Annotated in this window: 18 protein-coding genes and 2 tRNA genes; 9 read left to right on the top strand and 11 right to left on the bottom strand. The window is 60.0% G+C overall.

Annotated elements, in window-relative coordinates; genetic code table 11:
* The first annotated feature begins 11 nt into the window (after window positions 1–11).
* Window positions 12–1,643, top strand: coding sequence for a tRNA guanosine(34) transglycosylase Tgt (tgt, locus tag HNQ65_RS02465; RefSeq protein WP_184337885.1), 1,632 nt, complete (start codon window positions 12–14; stop codon window positions 1,641–1,643).
* Between the two features lie 54 nt (window positions 1,644–1,697).
* Here tgt and HNQ65_RS02460 read toward each other — a convergent pair whose 3' ends face one another.
* Entirely contained in the window at window positions 1,698–1,958 is a 261-nt protein-coding gene (locus HNQ65_RS02460) for a DUF1232 domain-containing protein (RefSeq protein WP_184337884.1), read from the bottom strand.
* Between the two features lie 122 nt (window positions 1,959–2,080).
* Window positions 2,081–3,781, bottom strand: a complete 1,701-nt coding sequence (locus HNQ65_RS02455; protein ID WP_184337883.1) for a glutamine--tRNA ligase/YqeY domain fusion protein — start codon at window positions 3,779–3,781, stop codon at window positions 2,081–2,083.
* Window positions 3,782–3,893: 112 nt separating this feature from the next.
* Between HNQ65_RS02455 and HNQ65_RS02450 the strand changes: the two genes are divergently transcribed.
* From HNQ65_RS02450 to HNQ65_RS02440, 3 genes are all read left to right on the top strand, one after another.
* Window positions 3,894–5,204, top strand: a complete 1,311-nt coding sequence (locus tag HNQ65_RS02450) for a phosphoribosylaminoimidazolesuccinocarboxamide synthase (RefSeq protein ID WP_184337882.1) — start codon at window positions 3,894–3,896, stop codon at window positions 5,202–5,204.
* Between the two features lie 97 nt (window positions 5,205–5,301).
* A tRNA-Asn gene (locus HNQ65_RS02445) sits at window positions 5,302–5,376 on the top strand.
* Window positions 5,377–5,383: 7 nt separating this feature from the next.
* Window positions 5,384–5,458, top strand: a tRNA-Met gene (locus tag HNQ65_RS02440).
* Between the two features lie 183 nt (window positions 5,459–5,641).
* On the opposite strand, the gene panB is transcribed toward HNQ65_RS02440, so the two are convergent.
* Complete coding sequence (gene panB / locus HNQ65_RS02435; RefSeq protein WP_184337881.1) at window positions 5,642–6,400, bottom strand: 3-methyl-2-oxobutanoate hydroxymethyltransferase; 759 nt, start codon at window positions 6,398–6,400, stop codon at window positions 5,642–5,644.
* 251 nt (window positions 6,401–6,651) lie between these two features.
* Between panB and HNQ65_RS02430 the strand changes: the two genes are divergently transcribed.
* From HNQ65_RS02430 to HNQ65_RS02415, 4 genes are all read left to right on the top strand, one after another.
* Window positions 6,652–7,992, top strand: a complete 1,341-nt coding sequence (locus HNQ65_RS02430; RefSeq protein WP_184337880.1) for an MFS transporter — start codon at window positions 6,652–6,654, stop codon at window positions 7,990–7,992.
* A 34-nt stretch (window positions 7,993–8,026) separates the two neighbouring features.
* Window positions 8,027–8,365, top strand: a complete 339-nt coding sequence (locus HNQ65_RS02425) for a hypothetical protein (protein WP_184337879.1) — start codon at window positions 8,027–8,029, stop codon at window positions 8,363–8,365.
* 97 nt (window positions 8,366–8,462) lie between these two features.
* Complete coding sequence (locus tag HNQ65_RS02420) at window positions 8,463–9,920, top strand: APC family permease (protein WP_184337878.1); 1,458 nt, start codon at window positions 8,463–8,465, stop codon at window positions 9,918–9,920.
* Between the two features lie 106 nt (window positions 9,921–10,026).
* The gene (locus tag HNQ65_RS02415; RefSeq protein WP_184337877.1) at window positions 10,027–11,652 is read left to right on the top strand and encodes a hypothetical protein; all 1,626 of its coding nucleotides are present in this window, start codon (window positions 10,027–10,029) and stop codon (window positions 11,650–11,652) included.
* Between the two features lie 6 nt (window positions 11,653–11,658).
* On the opposite strand, the gene HNQ65_RS02410 is transcribed toward HNQ65_RS02415, so the two are convergent.
* Window positions 11,659–12,147, bottom strand: coding sequence for a hypothetical protein (locus HNQ65_RS02410; RefSeq protein WP_184337876.1), 489 nt, complete (start codon window positions 12,145–12,147; stop codon window positions 11,659–11,661).
* A gap of 196 nt (window positions 12,148–12,343) precedes the next feature.
* Between HNQ65_RS02410 and HNQ65_RS02405 the strand changes: the two genes are divergently transcribed.
* Entirely contained in the window at window positions 12,344–12,733 is a 390-nt protein-coding gene (locus HNQ65_RS02405; protein WP_184337875.1) for a hypothetical protein, read from the top strand.
* Window positions 12,734–12,772: 39 nt separating this feature from the next.
* On the opposite strand, the gene ruvB is transcribed toward HNQ65_RS02405, so the two are convergent.
* The 7 genes from ruvB to HNQ65_RS02370 all read right to left on the bottom strand — a co-directional run bounded on the left by ruvB (window position 12,773) and on the right by HNQ65_RS02370 (window position 23,055).
* Window positions 12,773–13,783, bottom strand: coding sequence for a Holliday junction branch migration DNA helicase RuvB (gene ruvB, locus HNQ65_RS02400; protein WP_184337874.1), 1,011 nt, complete (start codon window positions 13,781–13,783; stop codon window positions 12,773–12,775).
* Between the two features lie 43 nt (window positions 13,784–13,826).
* Window positions 13,827–17,048, bottom strand: coding sequence for an FtsX-like permease family protein (locus HNQ65_RS02395; RefSeq protein ID WP_184337873.1), 3,222 nt, complete (start codon window positions 17,046–17,048; stop codon window positions 13,827–13,829).
* Window positions 17,045–17,719 carry an ABC transporter ATP-binding protein gene (locus tag HNQ65_RS02390; RefSeq protein ID WP_184337872.1) on the bottom strand — a complete coding sequence of 225 codons (675 nt, stop codon included), beginning with the start codon at window positions 17,717–17,719 and terminating at the stop codon, window positions 17,045–17,047. Before HNQ65_RS02390 ends, HNQ65_RS02395 begins: the two co-directional genes overlap by 4 nt.
* Before the next feature lie 78 nt (window positions 17,720–17,797).
* Entirely contained in the window at window positions 17,798–19,081 is a 1,284-nt protein-coding gene (locus HNQ65_RS02385; protein ID WP_184337871.1) for a phenylacetate--CoA ligase family protein, read from the bottom strand.
* 131 nt (window positions 19,082–19,212) lie between these two features.
* Window positions 19,213–20,082, bottom strand: coding sequence for a D-hexose-6-phosphate mutarotase (locus HNQ65_RS02380; protein WP_184337870.1), 870 nt, complete (start codon window positions 20,080–20,082; stop codon window positions 19,213–19,215).
* Between the two features lie 10 nt (window positions 20,083–20,092).
* Window positions 20,093–20,479, bottom strand: a complete 387-nt coding sequence (locus HNQ65_RS02375) for a cytidine deaminase (RefSeq protein WP_184337869.1) — start codon at window positions 20,477–20,479, stop codon at window positions 20,093–20,095.
* A complete protein-coding gene (locus HNQ65_RS02370; RefSeq protein ID WP_184337868.1) occupies window positions 20,479–23,055 on the bottom strand; it encodes a CehA/McbA family metallohydrolase in 2,577 nt (858 codons plus the stop codon). Before HNQ65_RS02370 ends, HNQ65_RS02375 begins: the two co-directional genes overlap by 1 nt.
* Window positions 23,056–23,086 lie beyond the last annotated feature (31 nt).

Below are 23,086 nucleotides of genomic sequence, written 5' to 3'. Positions count from 1 at the left end.
TTTGGCGCCTCATGTCCCCCTCTCGTCTCCAGTTTCAGCTCGATGCCCAGGCCTCCGGTTCTCGTGCACGTGCCACCACCTTTCATACGCTGCACGGCACCATACGCTCGCCGCTCTTCATGCCGGTGGGCACTCAGGCCACGGTGAAGGCGCAGACGCAGGAGTCGCTGCATGAGTCCGGTTCGCAGATCCTGCTGGCAAATACCTACCACCTGCTGCTTCGCCCCGGCCCGGATGTTTTCTCCAAACTCGGCGGCATTCATAAGTTCATGAAGTGGCCCGGCTCGGTTCTCACAGACTCCGGTGGCTACCAGATTTTTTCGCTGCCCCACTCGCGTGAGATGACAGAGAAGGGGGCTGTCTTCCAGAGCTACGTGGATGGTCAGCGTATCCTTCTCAGCCCTGAGCTCAGCATCCAGACTCAGCGTGCCATCGGCAGCGACATCATGATGGTGCTGGACCAGTGCATTCCTTCCACGGCAGATGAGAAAGCCGCACGCGCGGCCCTGCAGATCACTCAGCGCTGGGCGGTACGCAGTCTCGCTGCACGTGAGGACTCGCCGCAGTCCATGTTTGGCATCGTGCAGGGGGCGCTCTATCCGCAGCTCCGCCGCGAGAGTGCCGAGGGCCTCATGCAGCTCGACTTCGACGGCTTCGCCATCGGTGGCTTGGCCGTGGGCGAGGAAAAGCAGGAGCGCGAGGACGTCTGCGAGCTCACCGCTGCCCTGCTGCCCGCAGACCGCCCGCGCTACCTCATGGGGGTGGGCACACCACTGGACGTGCTGGAGGCCGTGCACCGTGGCGTGGACATGTTTGACTGCATCATTCCCACGCAGGTGGCCAAGCGCGGCACCGCCTTTACCTCCCGCGGCATTGTGGAGCTGCGTCGCTCCGTGTACAAATTTAGCGAGGCACCTCTGGACCCCGCCTGCACCTGCCCGGTGTGCTCTACGCACACCCGCGCCTACCTGCACCATCTGACCAAAACTCAGGAGCCGCTCGGCTGGACGCTCGTGGGCCAGCACAATATCCACTTCTATCACCAGCTCATGCGCGAGGTGCGCCAGAGCATACTCGAGGATCGCTTCCTGCCGTTGTACCACCACTGGCGCGAGATCCTGCCCATCGAGGACATCGACCACCCCGTTACCCATCCCAAGCGCACCTCCACCAAGGTGGAAATGGTAGGAGACTACGAACTCTGCGGCGATCCACCGGCGATCCGCCACCGCATCTCGACGCGCACGGTTTGCACCACGCCGCAGCTCGATGCCACCACCGAATCCCAGATCGTGCAGCACCTGCGCCAGCCCGCCGACTCCCCGCCGCTGGTCGTGTGGGACACGCACCTGGACGCCGCCGCCACCGCCCTCGCGGTGATCCTGCTCTACGAAGCCGAAGCCGCCAAAGGCCACGTGCGCCCGCTGCATCTTGTCAGCTTCAGCGATGACCTTTCCCCGCTGCGCCTCGCCCTTCATCACAAGCGCCACTTCCCCTATCTCCGCCACGGCGCCGCAGACACCCTCATCCGCCGCGATGTCTGGGAATCCCGCTACTGCATCGGGCTGAAGTGGACGCTGGTGCACGGCGCTGCTGTGGATGCACAAGCTCCTGCCGCAGACGTCTTGTTGCCGCGGGCATGATGTAGAACGACTTCCAAGCTCGTTCCCGCCCGCCACCGAACTTGGAAGTTCGGTTTACATCTTCTCCACGTCAATGTCATGTGTCTTAGGGGCAGGCTTTGTGCTCGCGTCCTTGCGCTTGAACAAATGCCCCAGATCCACGCCAAAATAGGCAAGGCAGTTGATCAGCAGCGCCGTGGCCGCCGCCTCATCCAGATTGCCAAAGATGGGCGTGTTGTCGGGAATGATCTCCACAATGCCAAAACCCATGTTCAGCAGGTAAAGGGCGGAGACGATGCCCGAGCCGAGCACCACAAGATCACGAATCAGTTTCATAGGGAAGGGGGAAGACTTGCCTCACAATGTGCTCGCACGCCTGCCGATGCGCCAAAACATCCTCAGGCCAATTTTGGAATGGCTAGCAGACGCCCACACCTAACTGTTGTTGAGGGGTTCACTCACTTCTTCCCCCACCCGTCCTTCAGCGTCACCGTACGGTTAAACACGGGCGCTCCGGGCTTGGAATCAATCGGGTCCGCATAGAAATACGCCACGCGCTCAAACTGCCAGAGGCTTCCGGGAGCGGCTTCTTTGAGCGAGGGTTCCAGCTTGGCATTGGTGATGACTTCCAGAGAGGCCGGATTCAGGAACTGCGCAAAGTCGCCGTCCTCACCCGCATCCGCATCTGGCGTCTCTACGGTGAAGAGGCGGTCGTACAGACGCACAGTGGCATCGATGGCATGGCGGGCGCTGACCCAGTGGATGATGCCCTTGGGTTTGGTGCGGCCTTCGGGCTTCTTGCCGTGTCGGGTGGCGTCGTCGTAGGTGCAGCGCAGTTCCACGATATTGCCTGCGGCGTCCTTGATCACCTCCTGGCAGATGATGCAGAAGGCGAATTTCAGGCGCACCTCGCCACCGGGCTTCAGACGGTGGAATCCGTCCACAGGCACCTCCATGAAGTCGTCTGACTCGATGTAGAGCTCGCGGCACAGCGGTACCTGGCGTGTGCCAGCGGCGGCATCTTCAGGGTGGTTCGGCGCTTCAAAGTATTCGATCTGGTCCTTAGGGTAGTTGGTGATCACTACCTTGATCGGACGCAGCACACCATAGGCGCGCAGGGCCACCTTGTTCAGGTCTTCGCGGATGGCATGTTCCAGCAGGGCGATCTCGGTGAGCGAGTTGAACTTCGTCAGGCCGATCGTCTTGCAGAAGCTGCGGATGGCGGCGGCGGTGATGCCACGGCGGCGCATGCCGCTGATGGTGGGCATGCGCGGGTCATCCCAGCCGCTCACCAGATTGTCCTTCACCAGACGCAGCAGCTTACGCTTGCTCATCACGGTGTAGGTCAGGTTTAGGCGGGCAAACTCACGCTGGTAGGGCGCGCCGGGCAGGCCGTCCACGTTGTTGATCAGCCATTCGTACAGCGGGCGGTGGTGCTCAAACTCCAGCGTGCACAGGCTGTGGGTGATGCTCTCCAGCGCATCGCTCAGCGGGTGTGCGTAGTCGTACATCGGGTAGATGCACCACGCGTCTCCCGTGCGGTGATGGTGCGCATGCAGGATGCGGTAGATCACCGGATCGCGCATGTTCATGTTCGGCGATGCCATGTCGATCTTGGCACGCAGCACGCACTGTCCTTCCTTAAATTCACCTTTCCGCATGCGGCGGAAGAGGTCTAGATTTTCTTCCACGCTGCGGTCCGCACCTGCACTGCGTGTGCCCGGAGAGGTCAGCGTGCCGCGGTTGGCGCGCATCTCCTCGTGCGTCTGGTCATCCACATAGGCGAGACCTTTCGTGATGAGCTGTTCGGCAAAGGCGTAGAGTTTTTCAAAGTAGTCGCTGGCGTAGTACAGGTTCGTGCCCCAGTCAAAGCCCAGCCACTTCACATCAGCCATGATGCTGTCCACGTACTCCACTTCTTCCTTGGTGGGGTTGGTGTCGTCAAAGCGCAGGTGGCAGCGCGCGTTCGGAGCGTGTTCCTGGGCCAGGCCAAAGTTCAGGCAGATGCTCTTGGCGTGGCCGATGTGCAGATAGCCGTTGGGCTCCGGCGGGAAACGGGTCACGACCTGGCCGCCGTTCCGACCAGCGGCAAGATCGGCGGCGATCATTTCACGGATGAAATCGAGGGAGGCGGGGGAGGGGGCTGCGGCTTCGGACATGGAAGGGCGGAGTTTGGGCCGAAACTTTAAAGTTCAAAGTTTAAAGTTCAAAGTTCGCGCTTCTCTGTTCGCAGTTGCACAGGGGCGGAATCCGTTGTTTTTCCCTGCAACCATGTCCCATCCCGCCCCAGCGCCCACACATCTTGACCTCTCCAAGCTCGGTCAGCCCGTCTATCGCGGCTCCGTGCAGAATCTCTACGCCGTCCCGGATCACCCGGGCTTCGTCGTCTGTGAAACCACCCCCGCAGGCTCCGTCTTCGACGTCGGGTCTATTTTCAACATCGAGGGAAATGACCTCAATCGCGCCATTTTCCGGCACGCCATGTATTCCCGCCTTGGCCAGCCGGAGACCTGGCAGCGCGTCAAGGCCGCCATTGAGAACACCCCCATGGACGCCGCCTGGCGCAAAGAACTGCTGACCGGCCCCCTGGAGCTCATGCTGGAGCGCGGCGCGGCAACGCACCACATCGGCATGGTGGACGCTGTCACCGGAGAGATCGTGCGTTCCGGCCTGCCGGCCAATCCCAGCTGTTACAATGTGGTGCGCCGCTTTCCCGTGATGCATCCGCCGCAGCGTACACTGCTGGGCACACATGTTTTTGACTACGCTCAGTTCCACCAGAGTGCCACGTACGTGGTGCCGCTGGAGTACATCGTGCGTTTCGGCGTCACCAGTGGTTCCTCCATTCTGAAAAAGTATCAGAGCTTGAGCGAATCCGCCAAGCGCAGCTATGAGCAGGAGCTGGGCCTCTCCAAGCCCATGGGCGTGTGGGAGATGCTGGAGCGTCCCATCTATGACCTCACCAGCAAGTATGAGCCCGAAGACCGCGCCGTGAGCAAGCAGGAGGCCCTCATGATGTCCGGCCTCAGCAGCGATGACTTCCTTCACACCGTTAAACTTGCCATCTTGGGCGGCTGGGCCGTGCGTGAGCTCCTGGAAAGCGCAGGTCTTCTGCTCTGGGATCTAAAGTGGGAGTTTGCCGTGGACCGCGAGGAATTGCTCTTTGTGGACACCATCGACGCCGACTCCTTCCGTGGCACCACTTTCCTCGATGTGGACGGTCGCAAGCTCGTCATTCACTACAACAAGCAGGCCATGCGCGACTACTACCGCATCGTGCATCCCGAGTGGTATGCTGGCATCAATGAGGCCAAGGCTCAGGCGCAGAAAGCTGGTGTGCCCTTCAAGCAGGTTCTGAAAGCGGGACAGGCCGAAGGTAAATGGCCTCAAACTCCTGTGGTGGACATCGAATTCCTCGATCTCCAGGCACGCAAGACCGCTCTCATCCGCGAACACGTCGCTGCCGAGCGCGATGCAGCTGCCATCCGCAGCGACCTTGAAGCCACCGGACAGGCGGAGGTGGAATTCTACCGTCAGCGTGGCTTGCTGCCCGCTTTGTTGCAGGCAAATGCCGTGGGTTGAAAAAAACACTTCAATTCATTGTGATAAAATACTTGCGCGCTCGATAGGACCGTCTATCAATCTCGCCCCCTTCTTCGGGAGGGAAAAAAGAAATGATTCCTGAGTAGCTCAGCGGTAGAGCGGGTGGCTGTTAACCACTAGGTCGTAGGTTCGAACCCTACCTCAGGAGCCATCGCAATGGCAGAGTAGCTCAGGGGTAGAGCAGAGGACTCATAAGCCTTTGGTCGGGAGTTCAAATCTCCCCTCTGCCACCACTTCAAAACTAAAAGTGGTGTGCTTGTTAAAGATGGATCCGCAAGGATGCGGAAATCCATTCGTGACAGCAGTCACGCCTCCAATGTTTAGTTCACAGTCTCATTTTCCCGGCAGCACGTTGCCAGTGCATGAAAACAGCTGGAGGCCTGCTGAAGACAGCAGCAATTCCGACCTCTCACCAGTCAGCTCTGTACTTCAGCCATGTACTCGCGCACCGCTCGCAGCGTTTCTCCTGCCACGTCAGCACGTGCTTTGGCAAAGGGAGGCCTGAACCAAGGGAAGCTGCCTAGGAGGTCAGGAGTGACCAGCACCTGCCCGTCGGTTTCAGTGCCGGCACCAATGCCAATCGTGCTGGCCTTGATGAGGCCGGTGATCTTTGCAGCCACCTCAGGGACGATGCTTTCCAGCACAATCGCTGCTGCGCCAGCCTCATCCAGTGCCAGGGCATCCGCGATGAGGTGGTCGATGGATTCAGCAGTCTTGCCCTTCTTTTTGTAGCCGCCTTCTTCTCGCACACTCTGGGGCAGCATGCCGATATGGCCCACGAAGGGAATGCCTGCGGCGATGATCGCGCGCACCTGGGGGATCATGCTCACGCCGCCTTCGAGTTTTACGCACGCGGCACCGCATTCCATGAGGCGCCGCGCATTGGCCACGGCGATCTCAGGGGTTGCGTAGCTGGCATAGGGGAGGTCAGCTATGACAGGTGCACGGCTGACGCCTCGGCAGACTGCGGTGGTGTGGTGCACCATCATGTCCATCGTCACACCCGTGGTGTCAGGCAGGCCCAGCACCACCATGCCCAGGGAGTCTCCCACCAGCAGGAGATCCACCCCTGCCTCGTCCAGCATGCGGGCGGTGGGATAGTCATAGGCGGTCAAAACGGCCAGTTTTGGCCCCTGAATTTTGCGTTGAGGGAGTTCGGAAAGGGAGGTCAGCATGGACGGGCGCGTGCGTAGCAGGGTTGGCTTTTATTAGGGAGGGCAGGCATTCGCTGTCACGCTGAAAATCATGCGTGACACTTTGGCGCAGATGCGTTGAAATCCACTGCCGTCTGATTTTGTTCCAACCGATTTCGATGCTGCTGCGGCGTTCCAGACTTCCTGTCCCCGCGTCAACGCGGCCTTGCTTCTTTAATTCCCTCTTGAGCCCCAGACTGCCCGGCGGATAGACGCTGGCTTCATTTTCCTTCATGTCATCCAGTTCACCGGACACCTCCTCTCAGACTGCGGCGCTAGACCGCGCACGCAGCAAAGCCTACTGGCACCTGCTGCCGCTGCTGTTTGTCAGCTATATGATCGCTTACGTGGACCGGCAAAATGTGGCGGTGGCCAAGCTGACGATGACCAAGGATCTGCAGGGCTTTGACAATGCGGTCATCGGCTTTGGCGCAGGCATCTTTTACATCGGCTATGTGCTGCTGGAAATCCCCGGCACCCTGATGGTGGAGCGCTGGAGCGCACGGAAGTGGATTTGTCGCATCATGATCACCTGGGGCATGATGGCAGGTCTGACGGCGGCGGTGACGACTCCCTGGCAATTTTACACCGTGCGCTTTCTTTTGGGACTGGCGGAGGCGGGGTTTTTCCCCGGAGTGATCGTGTACCTGACTCACTGGTTTCCCAGCCGCGATCGTGCACGGGCGCTGGCTATCTTTTTGGTGGCGGCACCGCTGGCGCAGATCGTGAGCCCGTTCATCTCCTTCCGGTTGCTGCAGATCGGTTCAGATGCCGCGCACCCCGTTCTCCTGGGCTTGGTAGGCTGGCAATGGGTGTATGTCTTCTGGGCCCTGCCTGCGGTGGTGCTGGGAGCCATCGTCTTTTACAAGCTGGTGGACCGCCCCGGGCAGGCCGCCTGGCTTACGGCAGAGGAGAAGGCGGCGTTGGAGTCTGAGCTGGAGCGTGAGAGCGGTCAGGCCAGCAAAGGCAGGCGCATGACGGTTCTGGAGGCTCTCAGCCATCCCAAGGTGCTCCTGTTGGCACTGGCGTATTTTTGCATGACCACCGGCAGTATTGGCATGGAGCTTTTCATGACCAGCATTCTCAATGACTGGTATCATCCGGGTCCGGATACTTTGAAGTGGCTCATCACCCTGCCGCCTATAGCGGCGTTGGTGGGCCAGCTCGTGGCGGGCTGGAGCTCGGACCGTTTCAAAGAGCGCCGCTGGCATGCAGTGGTGCCGATTGTCATGGGCTCGGCCGCCATGGGCCTCCTGCCGCAGACGCAGGGCAGCATGGTGATGACGGTGCTGTGCTTCATGGCCGCCTTTACCGGGTTCAAGAGCTACATGCCGGCCTTCTGGGCTTTGCCGAGCATGTTCCTCACCGCGACTGCGGCGGCTGGCAGCATCGGCCTCATCAACTCCCTCGGAAATCTCGGCGGTGCCTTTGGCTCCACACTGCTGGGCACCGTGGAGAAAATGACCGGCTCCTATGTGGGAGCCCTTTATTACATGTGCTGTTCCGCACTCGTATCTGCCACCATCATCTTCTTCTTTGGCATGGGGCGGAAGGGAGAAGACTCCGCCCGCTGACACCTCACACTGCGCTTTTTCTGCTCCACCTGCCATGAGTCTCAACACCAAGAAAAACGACAACCCTCTGGAGCGGGACATCGCCATCCACATCTTCAGCGCCTCGGCTGCGATGGTTGGCGTGTGCCTGACCGTCATCAGCATCGTGCAGACTTTCACCCGTTCTCGGGAGGTTCAGACGCTGGTAGACGACCTCCTGGCGCTGAATGCTCTGGTCTTCCTCTGCGCCTGCCTGCTCTCATACTGGGCGTTGCGCACCCGCAGCGTCCGGCGCATGCACCGGGTGGAGTCTGCCGCAGACATCGTCTTTCTGGTGGGCCTGGGAGGTACGGTGTGCGCCTGCGGCATGATCGTCTGGGCCGCTACGGCGTGACGTCCTCCACCTTCTCTTCTACCTATCTCATTGATCTTTTGGTTATTGCGGCACGACCTCTGCACCTCCTATACTTTTCACCTCTTCTCCCGCACACATGAAAAAAGGCCTGTTCATCACCAAATCCACCTCTCAGCTCATCGCCGAGTCCAATGACGATTCCCATGGCCTGAAGCGGGTCCTTTCACGGTGGGCGCTCGTCTCCCTCGGCATCGGGGCGGTGATCGGCACGGGCATCTTCGTCCTCACCGGGCATGCAGCCGCAGATTATGCCGGGCCGGCTGTCGCGCTCTCCTATGTGCTCTCCGGCGTGGGCTGCCTTTTTGCGGGCCTGTGCTATGCTGAATACGCCGCCGCCATCCCCATCGCAGGTAGTGCCTATACCTATTCCTACGCCACGCTGGGCGAGTTCGTGGCCTGGCTCATCGGCTGGGATCTTATTCTCGAATACCTTTTTGCTGCCGCTACCGTGGCCGTGGGCTGGTCCAAGCACTTTATCCCTTTCATGCGGGATTTTTTCAATGTGGACCTCCCTGAGAAGTGGTGCCGGGCGCCTCTCGACTACATCGACGGCCACATCGTCCACACCTCCAACTATGTGAATCTGCCCGCCATTTTCCTGATCTGGGTCATCTCATGGCTGCTGGTGGTTGGCATCAAGGAATCCGCCAGTTTCAACAACCTCATGGTCGCCATCAAGGTGGTGATCATCCTCATGATCATTGGTCTGGGCTGGGGCTACATCAATTCCGACAACCTGACCCCCTTCATCCCTGAAAACACCGGCAAATTTGGCCAGTTCGGCTGGAGTGGCATCCTCAAAGGTTCGGCCACCATCTTTTTTGCCTACATCGGCTTTGATGCAGTATCCACGGCTGCCCAGGAGACCAAGAATCCGCAGAAAGACATGTTCTGGGGCATGATCGGCTCCCTGGCCATCTGCGCCGTGCTCTTTGTGCTGGTCTCCATCGTGCTCTGCGGCATGGTCAACTACAAGGAACTTCATGTGGATGCCCCTGTGGTCTATGCTCTTGAGAAAGTGGCTGGCGACGGCCTTAAATGGCTCCGCATGGCAGTAGAAATCGCCGTGCTGGCCGGACTGAGTTCGGTGATCTTGGTGCTGCTCATGGGGCAGCCGCGTGTGTTTTTCAGCATGGCTAAAGACGGCCTGCTCCCCCCGGTCTTTGCCAAGGTGCATCCCAAGTACGGCACGCCGCACATCACCACCATCGTCACGGGTCTGGTGTGCTCAGTGCTCGCAGGCTTCCTGCCACTGAACCTGCTGGGAGAGCTTGTCGCCATCGGCACACTCATGGCCTTCAGCGTGGTGTGCATCGGCGTGGTCGTCTTGCGCAAAAACAAGCCCGACATGCCGCGCCCCTATCGCACGCCGCTGGTGCCCTGGGTGCCGGCTGCAGGTGCCATCATCTGCGTGGGGCAGGCTGCCTCGCTTCCACAAGACACCTGGGTGCGTCTTTTCGCGTGGATGGGCATAGGCCTCGTCATCTACTTTCTCTACGGCATCAAGCACAGCAAACTGCGCAACCAGCCCTGAGGTGACATCTGTCCAGCGACAGTCCCAGGGCGCTTTTTCCCGCCTGGCTTCTCAAGTTGGCTGAAAACTCCAAGCTGTACACCGGGTTTACCGTTACACTGCTGCCATGCTCACCAACCCTGAGGAATTCCAACATCTGCCAACGGTGGATGATGACGACCACATGGCAGAGTCTGGAGCCGCCCCGGTGAGGCTCCCCCAGCCTCTGCCCGAGGCGTACGCTGGGCATGAAATTCAGGATCAAACACCGGAAGCCCTCGCGGAGCCTTCCCACCCGCAGGAAATCCCGCCTGGAGAGCCCTTTCAGGAGCTGATACAGGAAGCGGCTTCCGAGGTGCAGACAGCGCCTCCTCTCGAAATCCCGGCCGCTCCACCTGAAATCTCCGTCACAACTCCTCCGCCCAAGGCCGAAGAAGCCGCAGTCCACGAATCAAAGAGCAACGAGTCGCCCAAGGCACGCCTCAAGACGGCGAAGGTGCCCGTTGAGGCATATCCACGCTCGGCACCGCCATCGGAAGTATCGTCAGAGCTCAAGCCTGGAGTGCAGGCAGAGAAGGCCACAAACAAGGCCACCAAGAAGATTTCTCTGTCAGAGAAAGCAGCCGAGCCCCCCCCGGCAGAGCATCCGGAGGAAACCGCAGCACATCTCGAGGCCATCAAAGCAGAGGCAAAAGCCAAGGCGGAGGCCGCCGAGGCCGAGGCCCCACCGAAAGAGCCGTGGCGCGAACGCTGGGAAAAAATGGGAGGGCGTTCCCTGGCTATAAGTGTCGGAGCCCACCTGCTCCTGCTCATCATCGCCGCAGTCACGGTTTTCCATCATGTCATCGACAAGCAGATCGACTTCCTCCCAGGCGGTGGGTCGGTCCAGGGGCAGCAGGCTCAGCAGGCATTGCAGCACAAGATTCAGCAGAAGAAAAATCCCTGGCTGAAGCAGTCCATGCCCAGCCGGAAAATCGCCGTGGCCAGCAGTATGAACAACTTGGTGCTGCCAAAAAACGAGATGCCCGATGTGCTCGATCTCCCCCAGACCTCCAAGCCTCTGGGGGGCGGTGCCATGAGCGGAGGCTTTGGTCTGGCCGGCGCAGGCGGCGGTTTCGGCAGCGGCGTGGGGCTGGGTGCCAAAAACGGCATGGTTTTCGGCCCGCTCTTCGGCATGAACATTAAAGCGAGGAAGCTCGCCTTGGTAATGGATGTCTCCTACTCGATGGCTCCGCACTTGGAGCGAGTCGTCAAGGAGGTGGACAAGGTGGCCAAAGGCAGTGTGGTCGTGCTCTATTTTGGCTGCGGTCTGGAGAAACCCGGAAAGCAGCTCGCGGGCACCAAGGTCTTCAAGACCTCGACGACGGAGTTTGAAAAATTTTGGAGAAGAGATTGCGCTGCTACATTCATGGAAACGGCCAGCTTCAAGATCGACAAAAAAGAGCCCATCCCCAACAAGGATCTGTTTCTCCAGCTTTCGAAACGGCCGCAGACTTATTTCATCCACAATGTGGGGGTGGGCTTTACGTGGCTGGCACTGCTGAGCGATGAGGTGCGCAACGCCGACGGTCTCTACTGGTTCTCCGACTTTCAGGACACCGTGGACTTCAAGCAGCTCGGTGTGGTGCTGGAAAACCTGCAGCGTCGGAAACAACGCCTCTACATCCACTCCTATGGCAAAGGGCAGTACTTTGACCTGATCAAAAACCAGCTCGTGGAGCCTACCAAGGGAGACTCCTACGTCGAGGAGTGATCGTCTTCAGCGCACCGGCACAAACCGCACGATGTTGCGGTGGTACACCTCGCACTCCTTCTTGTGCATCCAGATGCTGAACCAAAAAAGGAACGCGCCAAAGATGATCACAAAAAAGAGCAGCAGCTTTCCTCTGGGGCTGCGCATCGTCGCCAGTGCTGCCAGGCTGCTCAGCGCCATCACATAGTAGGGCCAGGCCCAGTCTTTGCGTCGCTGCGTCTGCTCTTTGATCAATGGGGCAAAATCCGGTGACCGCGTGGCCAGGATGCGCGGCGTGGCCATGTCCCGCAGATCCAGATAGGGCCAGACACTGGCGCAGGATACGCAGATGATCGTCAGGGCCAGCATCCGGCTGCGCACCTCCCGAAACACAAACGCCACAATCAAAAACGTCAGACCGATTCCAAGGCCATACAACGGCAGAGGCTCCAGCAACAGGTGCAGGTATTCAGGATCGCAGATGCTCTGCCAGAGAGTGGTGAGTTCACGCCACATGCGTAGCGCATGCTGAATGACGAACGGCAAAACAGCAAGCCGTGGATGAGCGGCCACCCGCATAATACTGGATTGAATTGGGGATGGCGCGGCAGAGATCTAAATTTGCATGCATTCCAAGCCAAACGACTTGCAGGCTTCCCATTCCTGTCGGTATCGTACTTGCATGAACCTAAGAAGCCTTTTGTTGCTGATCTTGACCCTTTTCTGTCTTGTCTCCTGCAACGATCTGGTCAAGGGGAAGGGTCTGGCGGATGCGGCCATTGTGGACTTTCATCTGCAGTTCAACGAAGGGAACTTCAAGAAACTCTATGCGGCGGGTCATCAGGAACTGAAGGCTTCCGCCACTGAGGAGGACTTTGTGAAGCTCCTGGAGGCTGTGCATCGCAAGCTGGGCAAATATGTGAAGGATGGTGATGGCAGCTGGCGGGTGAACACCGTCAATTTCAAAACCGTCGTGTCGGTGAGCCGGAAAGCCGAGTTTGAGCACGGGAAGGGGACCGAGACGTTCTCCTTCATCGTTTCAGGAGAGTCTTGCCTGCTTCTCAGTTACTACATCCAGTCCAACGATATGCTGGTAAAGTAGTGGCTCGGGCGCAGTGGGCCTTTGTGACGAGCCAAAGTTCTAAAACAGCTCCGACTGCCCCGTGTTCGGCGGAATCAGCCCCAGCTTTCGGTACGCCGCAGGCATGGCCACACGTCCACGTGGCGTGCGTTTGAGGTAGCCCTGCATCACCAGGTAGGGCTCGTGCACATCCTCCAGCGTGCTCGTATCCTCGCCCACAGCCACAGCCACGCTCCCCATGCCGACAGGACCGCCGTCAAACTTGCCGATGATGGTTTCCAGGATGCGAGTGTCCATTTCATCGAGCCCTGATTCGTCAATGTCGCGCATGGTCAGCGCCTGCTGTGCCACCTCTTCGGTGACGATGTTCTGCGCCTTCACCTGGGCATAGTCGCGCACCCAGCGCAGCAGGTGGTTGGCGATGCGCGGTGTGCCGCGTGAGCGCCGTGCGATTTCCAGCGCACCTGCGGGTTCGATCCCCACATTCATCAGCCGTGCAGAGCGGATCAGGATGTGCTGGATCTCCTCGGGCGTGTAGTAGTCCAGCCGGTTCGGAATGCCAAAACGCGACCGCATGGGCGCGGTGAGCATGCCTGCTCGTGTCGTGGCTCCCACTAGCGTGAAAGGCGGCAGGTCGATGCGGATCGTCCGTGCCTTGGGGCCCTGGTCGATGATGATGTCCAGCCGGTAGTCCTCAATGGCGGGGTACAGATACTCCTCGATGCTGGGATGCAGGCGGTGGATTTCGTCGATGAAAAGGATGTCGCGTTCCTGAAGGTTGGTCAGGATGCCGGCCAAGTCTCCCGCACGGTCAATCTGCGGGCCGCTGGTGGTGTGCAGTTTCGTGCCCACGGCGTTGGCAATGAGGTTGGCCAGTGTCGTCTTGCCCAGGCCGGGCGGCCCGCAAAGCAGCACATGATCCAGAGATTCCCCGCGCATCTTTGCAGCCTCCACCATGACTAGGAGCTGTTCTTTGACCTTGGTCTGTCCATGAAACTCGGAAAAGTCCGCCGGACGCAGGGCCAGATCGAAGGGAGAGTCGGGTTCGTTGAGCGCAGGATTCACTGGCATCTATAGGAGCGTGCGCAGCCCAGAGTGCAAGGCGGTGTGCGTATTACTCCCGGCGTATGGCATCCGTCAGGCGGCCGCGCACGGCTGAGCCTACGGCAAAGACACACACCACCAGTCCAAAAACAAGCACCGCAGTGATCAACTGGCCGAGGAATCCCACCGGCAGGCCGCCACCGCGCTCGATCAGCTGTGGCAGCACCGCCAGCGCTGCGGTGAAGACGCCCAGAATGACACCCAGCACCAGCAGTACTCCATGCTCTCCCAGGATCATGCCGCGTAGCGCACCTGCCTGAAATCCCAGCGCCTGCATCAGGCCCAACTCTCCGCGTCGCTCCAGCACATGGCGGGCGATGAGCACGCCGATGCCCGCCGTTCCCAGCAGCACGCCCAGGCCGCCCAGCACGGTGAAGATGCCGATGTAGGTGTTCTGCACACTGAGAAACAGTTCCAGCCTCTGGCGCGCAGGTTCCAGCGCCAGCCCGCGCTGTTCCAGTTGCCGGGTCAGGTGCTCGGAAATCTCAGCGGCCTTGTCAGGCTTGGCATCGACCAGAAAGAAGCGGTATCCTGCTGCATCGGGATATTTGGAAAGAAAGTCCTTCTCACTGATAATCATCTTGCCTTGGAGCACCGATCCCGCCAGAAGGCCGACGAGCTTGACCTGGAAAGTCTTCCCGGTGCTGTCTTGATAGTCCAAGGTGTCTCCCACACCTTTGCCGAGTCCCCACATCGCCGTGGCCTGGTCTGCAATCGCGGGGATGTAGGTGGAGTCGTGGTAAGAATCATTGAGTTTGTCCCAGGTGCCATCATCAAAGCTAACTGAGGCAAACGCAAACGTGCCGCTCAGCTTGGCTGGATCCGCGGCCACCAGCACCGGCTTCTGCGCACGGTTCAGGTTCAGGCAGCTGGCGTCATCGCCTTCACGGATACGGAAAGGCACCACCCGGGCCTGCGGCATGAGCTTTTCATCCAGGCCAAAAGCATCCCAGCCGGCCTTCGCGTTCAAGTCTTCATACACGGGCAGGGAGGATTCTCCCACCAGGGCAAAACCGCCTGTGCCTGAGCGGCGCTCCGTAGCATCGCCAGCGCTCATGCGGAAGGCGTTCACCGCCACTACCAGAAAGATGCCACCGGCCATCATGCCGATCACAGCCAGACTGCGGGAAGGGCGGCGTGAGATGTTGCGTGCACCGATCTGCCACAGAGTGCGTGCCAGGGAGCCGCTGTCACGCCGCATCCAGCCACGCAGCACCAGCAGGCCCGCCACAAGCATGAGCATGCCGGAGCCAAAGAACATCCCTGCCACGGCTTCAGGATTTTTCATCACAAACCCGCCCGGCAGAAGCGCCAGCGCCACCCCGCCGATGATCAGAGGTAGCATTTTTTTTGCAGGCTTCTTGTCCTGCACCGGCTGCAGTTCATCAGCCCATGTCCCCGCCAGAAGATCGCGCGCCTGCACTTTGAACAGCTTTCGGCTGGCCCAGGCCAGGGTGAGCAATACAACGATCAGCGTACCCAGAGCCGCATTAAAGACCGTGCCAAAACTGGCGCTGAAAACGAGAGGCAGCCCCTGCGTGGCGCCACTCCAGACAGCGGAGAGGCCATGCAGCGCCGTCTGCGTGTAGATCATGCCACCAAACACGCCCAGCAGCACGCCTGCGACAGCGATGACCCCCGCCTCCAGCAGCCAGGCGCGCCGCACCATGCCGCGCGTCCAGCCCATGGCCAGAAGCAGGCCGATCTGTGAGGCGCGCCGCTCCAGCGTGAAGAGGAACAGCAGCGCGGCAAACACCAGCGCCGCTGCGATGAGAAACATGCTCAGCCCGATGAAAAGTCCGCCAAAGTCCACGCTGCCCTGGGCGGCGTTTCCAGCCTCGTGTTTGAAATCACGCGGCACCAGTCCGATGTCTGCCAGTTGCAGACGCAGGGCCAGGATGTTGGCTTTGGCCTCACGGGTTTGCCCTTCATTCGGCAGACGGATGGCGGTTAGTTTGCCAAAGCGGTTGGACCAGAGTTTTTGCCCCGCTGCCAGTGTGATGAATCCCTTGGGCGTGCCTTTGTGCTCGTCCCAGTATTCTTCGTCCTTGTCTCGGATGGCTTTCATGTCCATCGGAATGCCAGGCTCCCAGTCTCGGCAGTTGTCCACATCAGACACACCTGGAAATTCCGGTGTCCATGCTTTCGTCACGCGAGGATCATCCATGGGCAGAATGCCCGCCACTTTGAACTTGGCCGATTCTTGTTTGAGATCACGCCCCAGGCCGACCACGAAATATTTGATCTCCAGCTCATCCCCGACAGCCAGTTTTTGGTCATCGGCCAGCCATTGAGTGATGGTGATCTCATCGTCCTTGCCCGTGCCTGTCGCTGTTACCATCGAGTAGGGAGTGCCACCTTGTTTGGAGGTGATGCCATTGACCAGATAAGTCAGCACACCATAGGCCCCTTTGAAGTCGATCAGCTTGGAGGCGATGTTGTTTTCCAGAAACACCCGGCTGGTGCTGATCTCCCATTCTTTCTTGGCTGCCTCAATCCGTTTCAGGCTCAGGGAGAAATCTTCCAGAGTACGATGTTTTTCGAGCTGGGCGCGCAGGGCATTGAACTGCGGATGCAGCATCGCATTCACCCGGCCGTCCATCTCCAGCTGGTTCTGCAGATCGGCCAGATTCACAAAGACGGTGTCCGGCGGGACCTGTGAGGCGATGAGCTGGAAGGCACCAAAGTCCTCTGCGCTGACCACGGCGGCGACAGTGCGGCGCAGCGAGATGTCCTGATTGGTGCTGCCGGAAAGAGGTGCATCGCGGGAGATCGCGCTGGGGCGCTCCATTCGGACAAGGATGGTGTCTCCCACTTTGGCGCCGAGTTTGCGTGCCAGCGGTTCGTTGATGGCCACTGAGGTTTTTTCAAAAGAGACAGCCTTGGAGCTGGTGCTGAGCTTCCAGAATCCGGCATCCACGCCCATCACCTGAGCTCCGTTCACACGCACCTTGCCGCCTGTGGCGCTCGCAGATCCTGTGGCGATGATGACCGGGGCAGCCTGGCATTTGCGGGCCAGACCTTCGGTGAACCAGTGATCTCCGCCCAGCACGCCGCCCTCCACCATGCCCAGTCGCAGTGCAGCCACACGCTGCAGGCTCGCTCGCACAGAATCACCCACCAGCAGTGAGCCGGTGAGAATCGTTGCTGCCAGAAAGGTGCCTAGCAGCAGGCCCAGATGACCGCGCCCGTAATGGCGTGCAGATTGGATGACATAATCCGTGAGTTTCATTGCAGCACGCCTTCGTGGATGGTGAGCACACGTCCCATGCGATCCGCCTGCGCCCGGTGATGGGTCACCATCACCAGCGTGACACCGCTGCTTTTCTGCAGGGTTAGCAGCAGGTCTGTTAAAGCGGCAGCGTTGGTTTCATCCAGCGCGCCAGTTGGTTCGTCGGCCAGTATCAGCTGCGGCTGGTTGATCAGCGCACGCACAAAAGCCACACGCTGGCGCTCTCCGCCGGAGAGTTGGGCTGGCTTCCAGTTCATGCGCTCCTTTAGTCCCACCTGCTCCAGCAAGGACTCCGCGCGTTGCAGTGCGTCTCCCGGAGCCTTTTTCAGCGCCAGTGTTGGCAGCAGCACATTCTCCAGTGCGGAGCACTGCGGCATGAGGTGATGCATCTGAAAGATGAAGCCGATTTTCTGGCTGCGCAGGGCAGCGAGCTTCTGCGCCGTCAGTCCGGCCAGAGACTCTCCATCAAATGTGACTTCGCCTGTGTCTGCCTGGTCCAGCGTGCCGAGGATGTTCAGCAGGGTGCTTTTACCACACCCTGAAGGCCCGACGATGGCCACGGACTCACCGGCTTCGATGGCGAGATTAATCCCGCGCAGCACCGGCACCTGCGCTCCGCTGCCAGGATCAGTGTAGGATTTGGAAACGTTGGTCAGCTGGATGAGTGGCATGGGGCAAGCCTAGTCAGGACGGTTGGAGATGAACAAGGGGAAAATGACGAAATCAGAACGACTTCTCCACGGCAGGCATCAGGCCGCCTGCACCATGCGCCAGCGTCGCGCCTTAAACTCATGGCGTGGCAGGCTGTTTGAATCGGCAAGTCGAACGGGAATGCGCAGCGAAAAAGTGTCCTTGAGCTTGGCTTCGAGGCGCTTCTGCAAGGATTTGGCGGTGGTGCCGTCCACTTCGATCAACAGCTCAATCTCGTCCATCGCATCGACTTTGCGCTGTTCGACCATGAACTCGACCACTTCAGGGAACTGCCTCACCACGGCCTCGATCGCGCTCGGGTAGATGTTCACGCCACGCACCACGATCATGTCGTCCACACGGCTGAGAATGCCGCCTTCCAGCACAAGGCGTCCGCGATGAAGCTTCTTCTTCACCCAGTCGCCAGTGCGATAGCGCAGCAGCGGGCACGCAGTGCGGTCCAGGGTGGAGAGAATGAGCTCGCCACATTCACCGTCAGGCACTTCTACGCCTGTTTTCGGATCCACCACCTCGGCCAGATAGGATTCCTCCATCACCACAAGTTGGCGTGGCAGATCCTGGGTCTCATAGCTCACGGGGCCTACTTCCGTCATGCCGTGATGGTCAAAGACACGTGCACCCCAGAGCTCCTCCAGCCGGTTGCGCACTTCAGGCACGCTGCCTCCCGTTTCACCGGCTACGATGATCTTTTTGATGTTAAGGCTTTCGCGGGAGATGCCGGATAGTTTTCCAATATGCTCTCCCAGTCTTAGGGCGTAGGTGGGCGTGCAGCACAGCACCGTGGGGCCGTAGCGTGCCATCGCCTCCAGCCGGGCCTGGCTGGAAAGGCCGCCGGTGGGGATCACAAGAAAGTCCTTGGCCGCAGCCTCGTAGGCCGTCCAGAAGCCTAGAAAGGGACCAAATGAAAAGGCGAAAAAGATGCGGTCCTGCCCTTTGACCAGCCCTGCGGCTTCAAAGACGCGCTGCCAGCACTTGAGCATGGCATCCCAGCTCTCCGGCGTGTCCACCCAGGCCATCGGCACCCCGGTGCTGGTGCCGCTGGTCTGGCAGAAGCGTGTGTACTGATGGATGGCACGTGTCAGATTGGTGCCAAAGGGTGGGTGTGCCAGGCGGTCCGCCTGGATGTCAGCCTTGGTGGTGAAGGGCACCTGCGCGATGAAATCCTCCACCCGGTTCAGCCGGCTCACTTTCAGCTCCCACTCACGGATTTTCTTGCCGTAAAAGCTGTCCGTCGTGGCCAGATTGAGCACGATGGAGCGGAGCTTGCGCCACTGGTTGGAACGCAAACGGACTCGGTCAATCAATGGCGGGCCGTCAGACATTCCGGTTAGAAATGGCGAGGCGGCTGTCGGGGTCAAGCAACGCGGTAAATTTGAAGAAATAGCTAATCCGAGAAGCGGAATTCACCATTTTTCGCACAGCCCCCACCACCCCGGCAGCCGATGCCTCAATCTTACAGCTTTCTCACCTCGATGCGCTGCGTCAGCAGGTGCTCATGGCCCGGCTGCACGGTGACGACATCCTCACCGGCATTCGCCGCCTCGATGCAAAGAAACTCAGGGTAGGCTTCATCCGGCAGATCCGCGAGACGCTTGGACTTTTCGATCCACGGATTCCACACCACCGTGGCCAGGCTGCCTGCCTTCTCAATGACCAGCTCACGCTTCCACAGCGGGTCATGTACGATGACGGTCGCATCAGAGATGTACATGCGGTCCACCTCCTGGTCGATGATGATCATGCCGCTTTGCGGGCGCTTGTCGGGGGAGAGGCGGCCTTCCACATACTGGGTGCCATGCAGCCCGTGGATGCTGATCTTGCGCACATCCTCCACATTCAGGTAGGTGTGCAGGGCACCTGTCATGGTCCAGGCGGCGGTGCCGGTGTTTTGCGCCTGCAGGCTGACCTGCAGTGTAGCCCCCATGTGCACATGCATTCTCACCTGAAAGGAATGCGGCCAGAAAGCCTTGCTCTCAGCAGAGTCTTGCAGCTTGAGCACGATGTCCACGCCTGCGTCGGATTCACGTGCCACATCCACTTCCCAGGCCATCTGGCGCACAAAGCCGTGCGCGGGCTTGGTGCTGTCTGTGGGGTGCGGGCCAAACCACGGCCAGCAGACTGGGATGCCGCCGCGGATGGGCTTGCCAGTTTCCAGAATGGCATCCGCGCTCATGTACAGCACCGGGTCGTGCCCTTCCGGAATCCAGTCGGTCACATGCGCTCCATTCAGCGCGATCCGGCCCGTGGCCGCAGCGTGTTCGATGACCAGGACAGGATAACCAGCGGGTTCTTCAATGAGGGTGACGGAGGGTGGGAGAGTCATGAGGTCGTACTCATAACTTGAAGCTGGCTGGCAGCAACTCCGCCATCGTCAACCTCACCGGTTTTCCGTCCCGCAGAAACCACACCGGGGTCTCGGCATCCGCAAATTCGGCGATCACCTGCCGGCAGGCACCACACGGGGGAAATTCATGCCCCAATGCGATCACCGCCAGCTCGGCGATTCTCATCTCCGGCCCCTCGGCTGCCACGGCCTGAAAAATGGTGCCACGCTCCGCGCAGATGGTCAGGCCATAGCTGGCATTCTCCACATTGCAGCCGGTGAAAAGATTCCCCTGCGCCGTGACCAGCGCGCAGCCCACCTGAAACCGCGAGTAGGGCGCATAGGCCTTCGCGGCGGCGGCGGTGGCGGCTTCCAGCAGGGCAGGGGCTTGGTGCATCACTTCTTCTTTTTCTTCTTCGGCTCGTTGGCGGGGGCAGGTGCTGGAGGAGCATCTTGCGGGCCGTCTTTGATCAATCCGGCACGGGTCAGCTGCTCCTTGGCTTTGTCCACCTTGATGCCGCCAGTGGGCAGGTCAAAACCGAGGGTGTCGCCGTTGGGCGTGAAGCCGTGGCCGTCAGCGTCCACGTAGATGGGGTTGTTGTAGGCGCAGGGGCGGACCTTGGCGTAGTCGCTGGTGCCGTAGCCGATCTTCTGATTGCCATCTTCGTCGAGGGCTACCACGATGAGATGCGCATCGTGCTCCAGCGGCACGTGGATCTTTTCTTCAAACTTCACCACGCCGTCCTTGAACATCTGCGGGTGGGTGGCGCGGGTAAAGTTCAGCTTGGGATCAGGGCGGCTGTTTACCAGCACCTGCACGCGGTCGATGTCCATCCAGTCGGTGCACTGCACACGCACCTTCAGGTCGATGCCTCCCGTGGCGCGGTCGTCATCTCCGGCGATCTTGCCATTCTGCGTGGTCACTTCGAGGAACGGGCCGGTGCTCAGCACCAGATGGCCGGCCTTGGCATGGGGGGAGAGTTCCGCCCAGTCAATCTTGGCGGGCTCATCGGAGCTGCTGGGCAGGTAGCAGCGCCAGCAGCCCACGCCATTGCCATACACGGAGTGCGCATCGGCCACGCCCACGGCGGTGACGCGCAGGCCCTGGTTCAGCAGTTGGCGCCACACAAATTCCCGCACGGCGCTGACTTTCATCGCTAGCGACCCTTTGGGGCGGCTCAGCGTGAAAGGGGACTCCGCAAGGATGTCCGTGCCTGCACCGTTCTGCGATTCCGCACCGTCGATCATGCTTCCCACGCCCACAAAGCCACCGTCCTGCACGCCGTCGCTATCGCGGTCAATGAACATGTTGGAGAGGTCGGGATGGTTGAACTGGATCCAGCGGTCGGCGCGCTCAGTCTGCCAGCGGCGCAGTGTCAGCACCGTGATGCGCGGATCGTCATTCCAATCGGGAGCACCACCGTTCTGCTTGAGCGGCTCGGGCTCAAACGGGAAGGCATTCACATGCTGGCGGCTGCCGGTGAGCTCGATACCCTTGACGGTCTTGATGAAGTTTTCCAGCCCCAGCGCCTTGATGGTGGGCTCCCAGTCGTAGAAGCGGTTGTGCTCGGTGGTGGGGGTGAATTCCAAGTTCTCCGCAGCAATGTTGATCAGGCGACCGTCCGTGTCGCACACGTTGTCACCGCTGGGGGTGCTGTGGTTGTGGAAGTCGGCGCTGATCCAGCCCTTGGTGTCCACGATGCGCTTCAGCGTGCCTTTAAAAACGGCTTCCTTCCCGGCTTCGAGGGTGATCTCCTTTTCGAGGTGGGAGTACTCAGGACCACGCACCACAACGACCTGATATTTTCCAGCAGGCAGCTGCTGGGTGAACTGGCCATTCTCGCTCATGTACTGGTCCACGCAACCGTGTGCACGCCACTTGGGCCCGAGATCGAGCTCCGGTGCCCCCTCGTCCAGCGGGGCAAAGTGGGCCTTGCACGGAATGGGCTTGCCGGATTCATCAGTGATCTCAAACCGAATGCGCGAGGCATTGGCCATGGCCAAATTGGGAGCGGTGGTCGTTCCTTCGGCCACGGTCAGGGAGATTTTCGTGTCCGGGCGGCCCAGGTCCTGCACCTGCAGTTCCACCGGCCCCTGTGGGATCTTGAGGCTGAATTTGCCATCAGCATCCGGATAGGCGGGAATGCCTTTGTCACCTTCGGGAACGACGATCGTGGCAGTGGCGACTCCCTTGCCGCTGCCATCGGCGATCGTGCCGCTCACCGTGCCGACCTTGTCGCCTTTGACGGAGCGGAATTCGCCCACCGCCTGTGCGGGCGAGGTGCCCACGGCAAAGAAACGTGCAATGACCACTTCCTGCTTCGGTGCCAGGCTCAGGTTGTCCTCCACTTTGTCAGTGCCCTTCACCTCCAGGTTGCCCACGGCGTAGCCGCATTTGTGCGCGGGATTGATGGCGTCCACCCAGGAGATGCCGTCCTTGGTTTTGCCGGTGGAATCAAAGCGGGTGAAATCAGACTTCGTGAAAACAACCTGCGGCTTGTCAGTCTCGTTGCGCAGTGTGGTGGTGATGTAGATCCCCTGCACACCATCCTGCACACGGTACTCGTGGCGCTTGTACACACCGCCGTTTTTCGCTGCGGTGGTCACAGATTCCACAGCAGCGCTGCCAGCCTCTGTGGTTTCCACCCTTTTCACATAACTCACCGGGCCGTGGCCGCAGGGGGCATAGACGACGAGCTGATCGTTGTTCGCACCGCGCAGGGTGATGTCATACAGGCAGCCGGGGGTTACGCCGTCCTCACCGTAAAAGGTGCTCATGTTGGCTTTACGCCCCGGGGAGTTCTGCGAGATCAGGGCCTCCACCTTGTCGCTGCGCAGTACAAAGTCACCCAGGATACCATCCGCCTCCTTGCCCTTGGGCAGTTCGGTTTCGCGGCCGAGCGCGGCTTCAAAGACTTCAGCGGCAGGCAGTGAGCCTGCCATGAGGAGAGAGAGCAGAATAGCTGACTTCATGGGTTGGAAAAGTGAGGTGTAACCAACGTCG

This window comes from Prosthecobacter vanneervenii (assembly GCF_014203095.1).
Lineage (GTDB): Bacteria > Verrucomicrobiota > Verrucomicrobiia > Verrucomicrobiales > Verrucomicrobiaceae > Prosthecobacter > Prosthecobacter vanneervenii.
The sequence above is the reverse complement of the archived record's forward strand: the minus strand, read 5'-3'. Positions and strand labels throughout refer to the sequence as shown.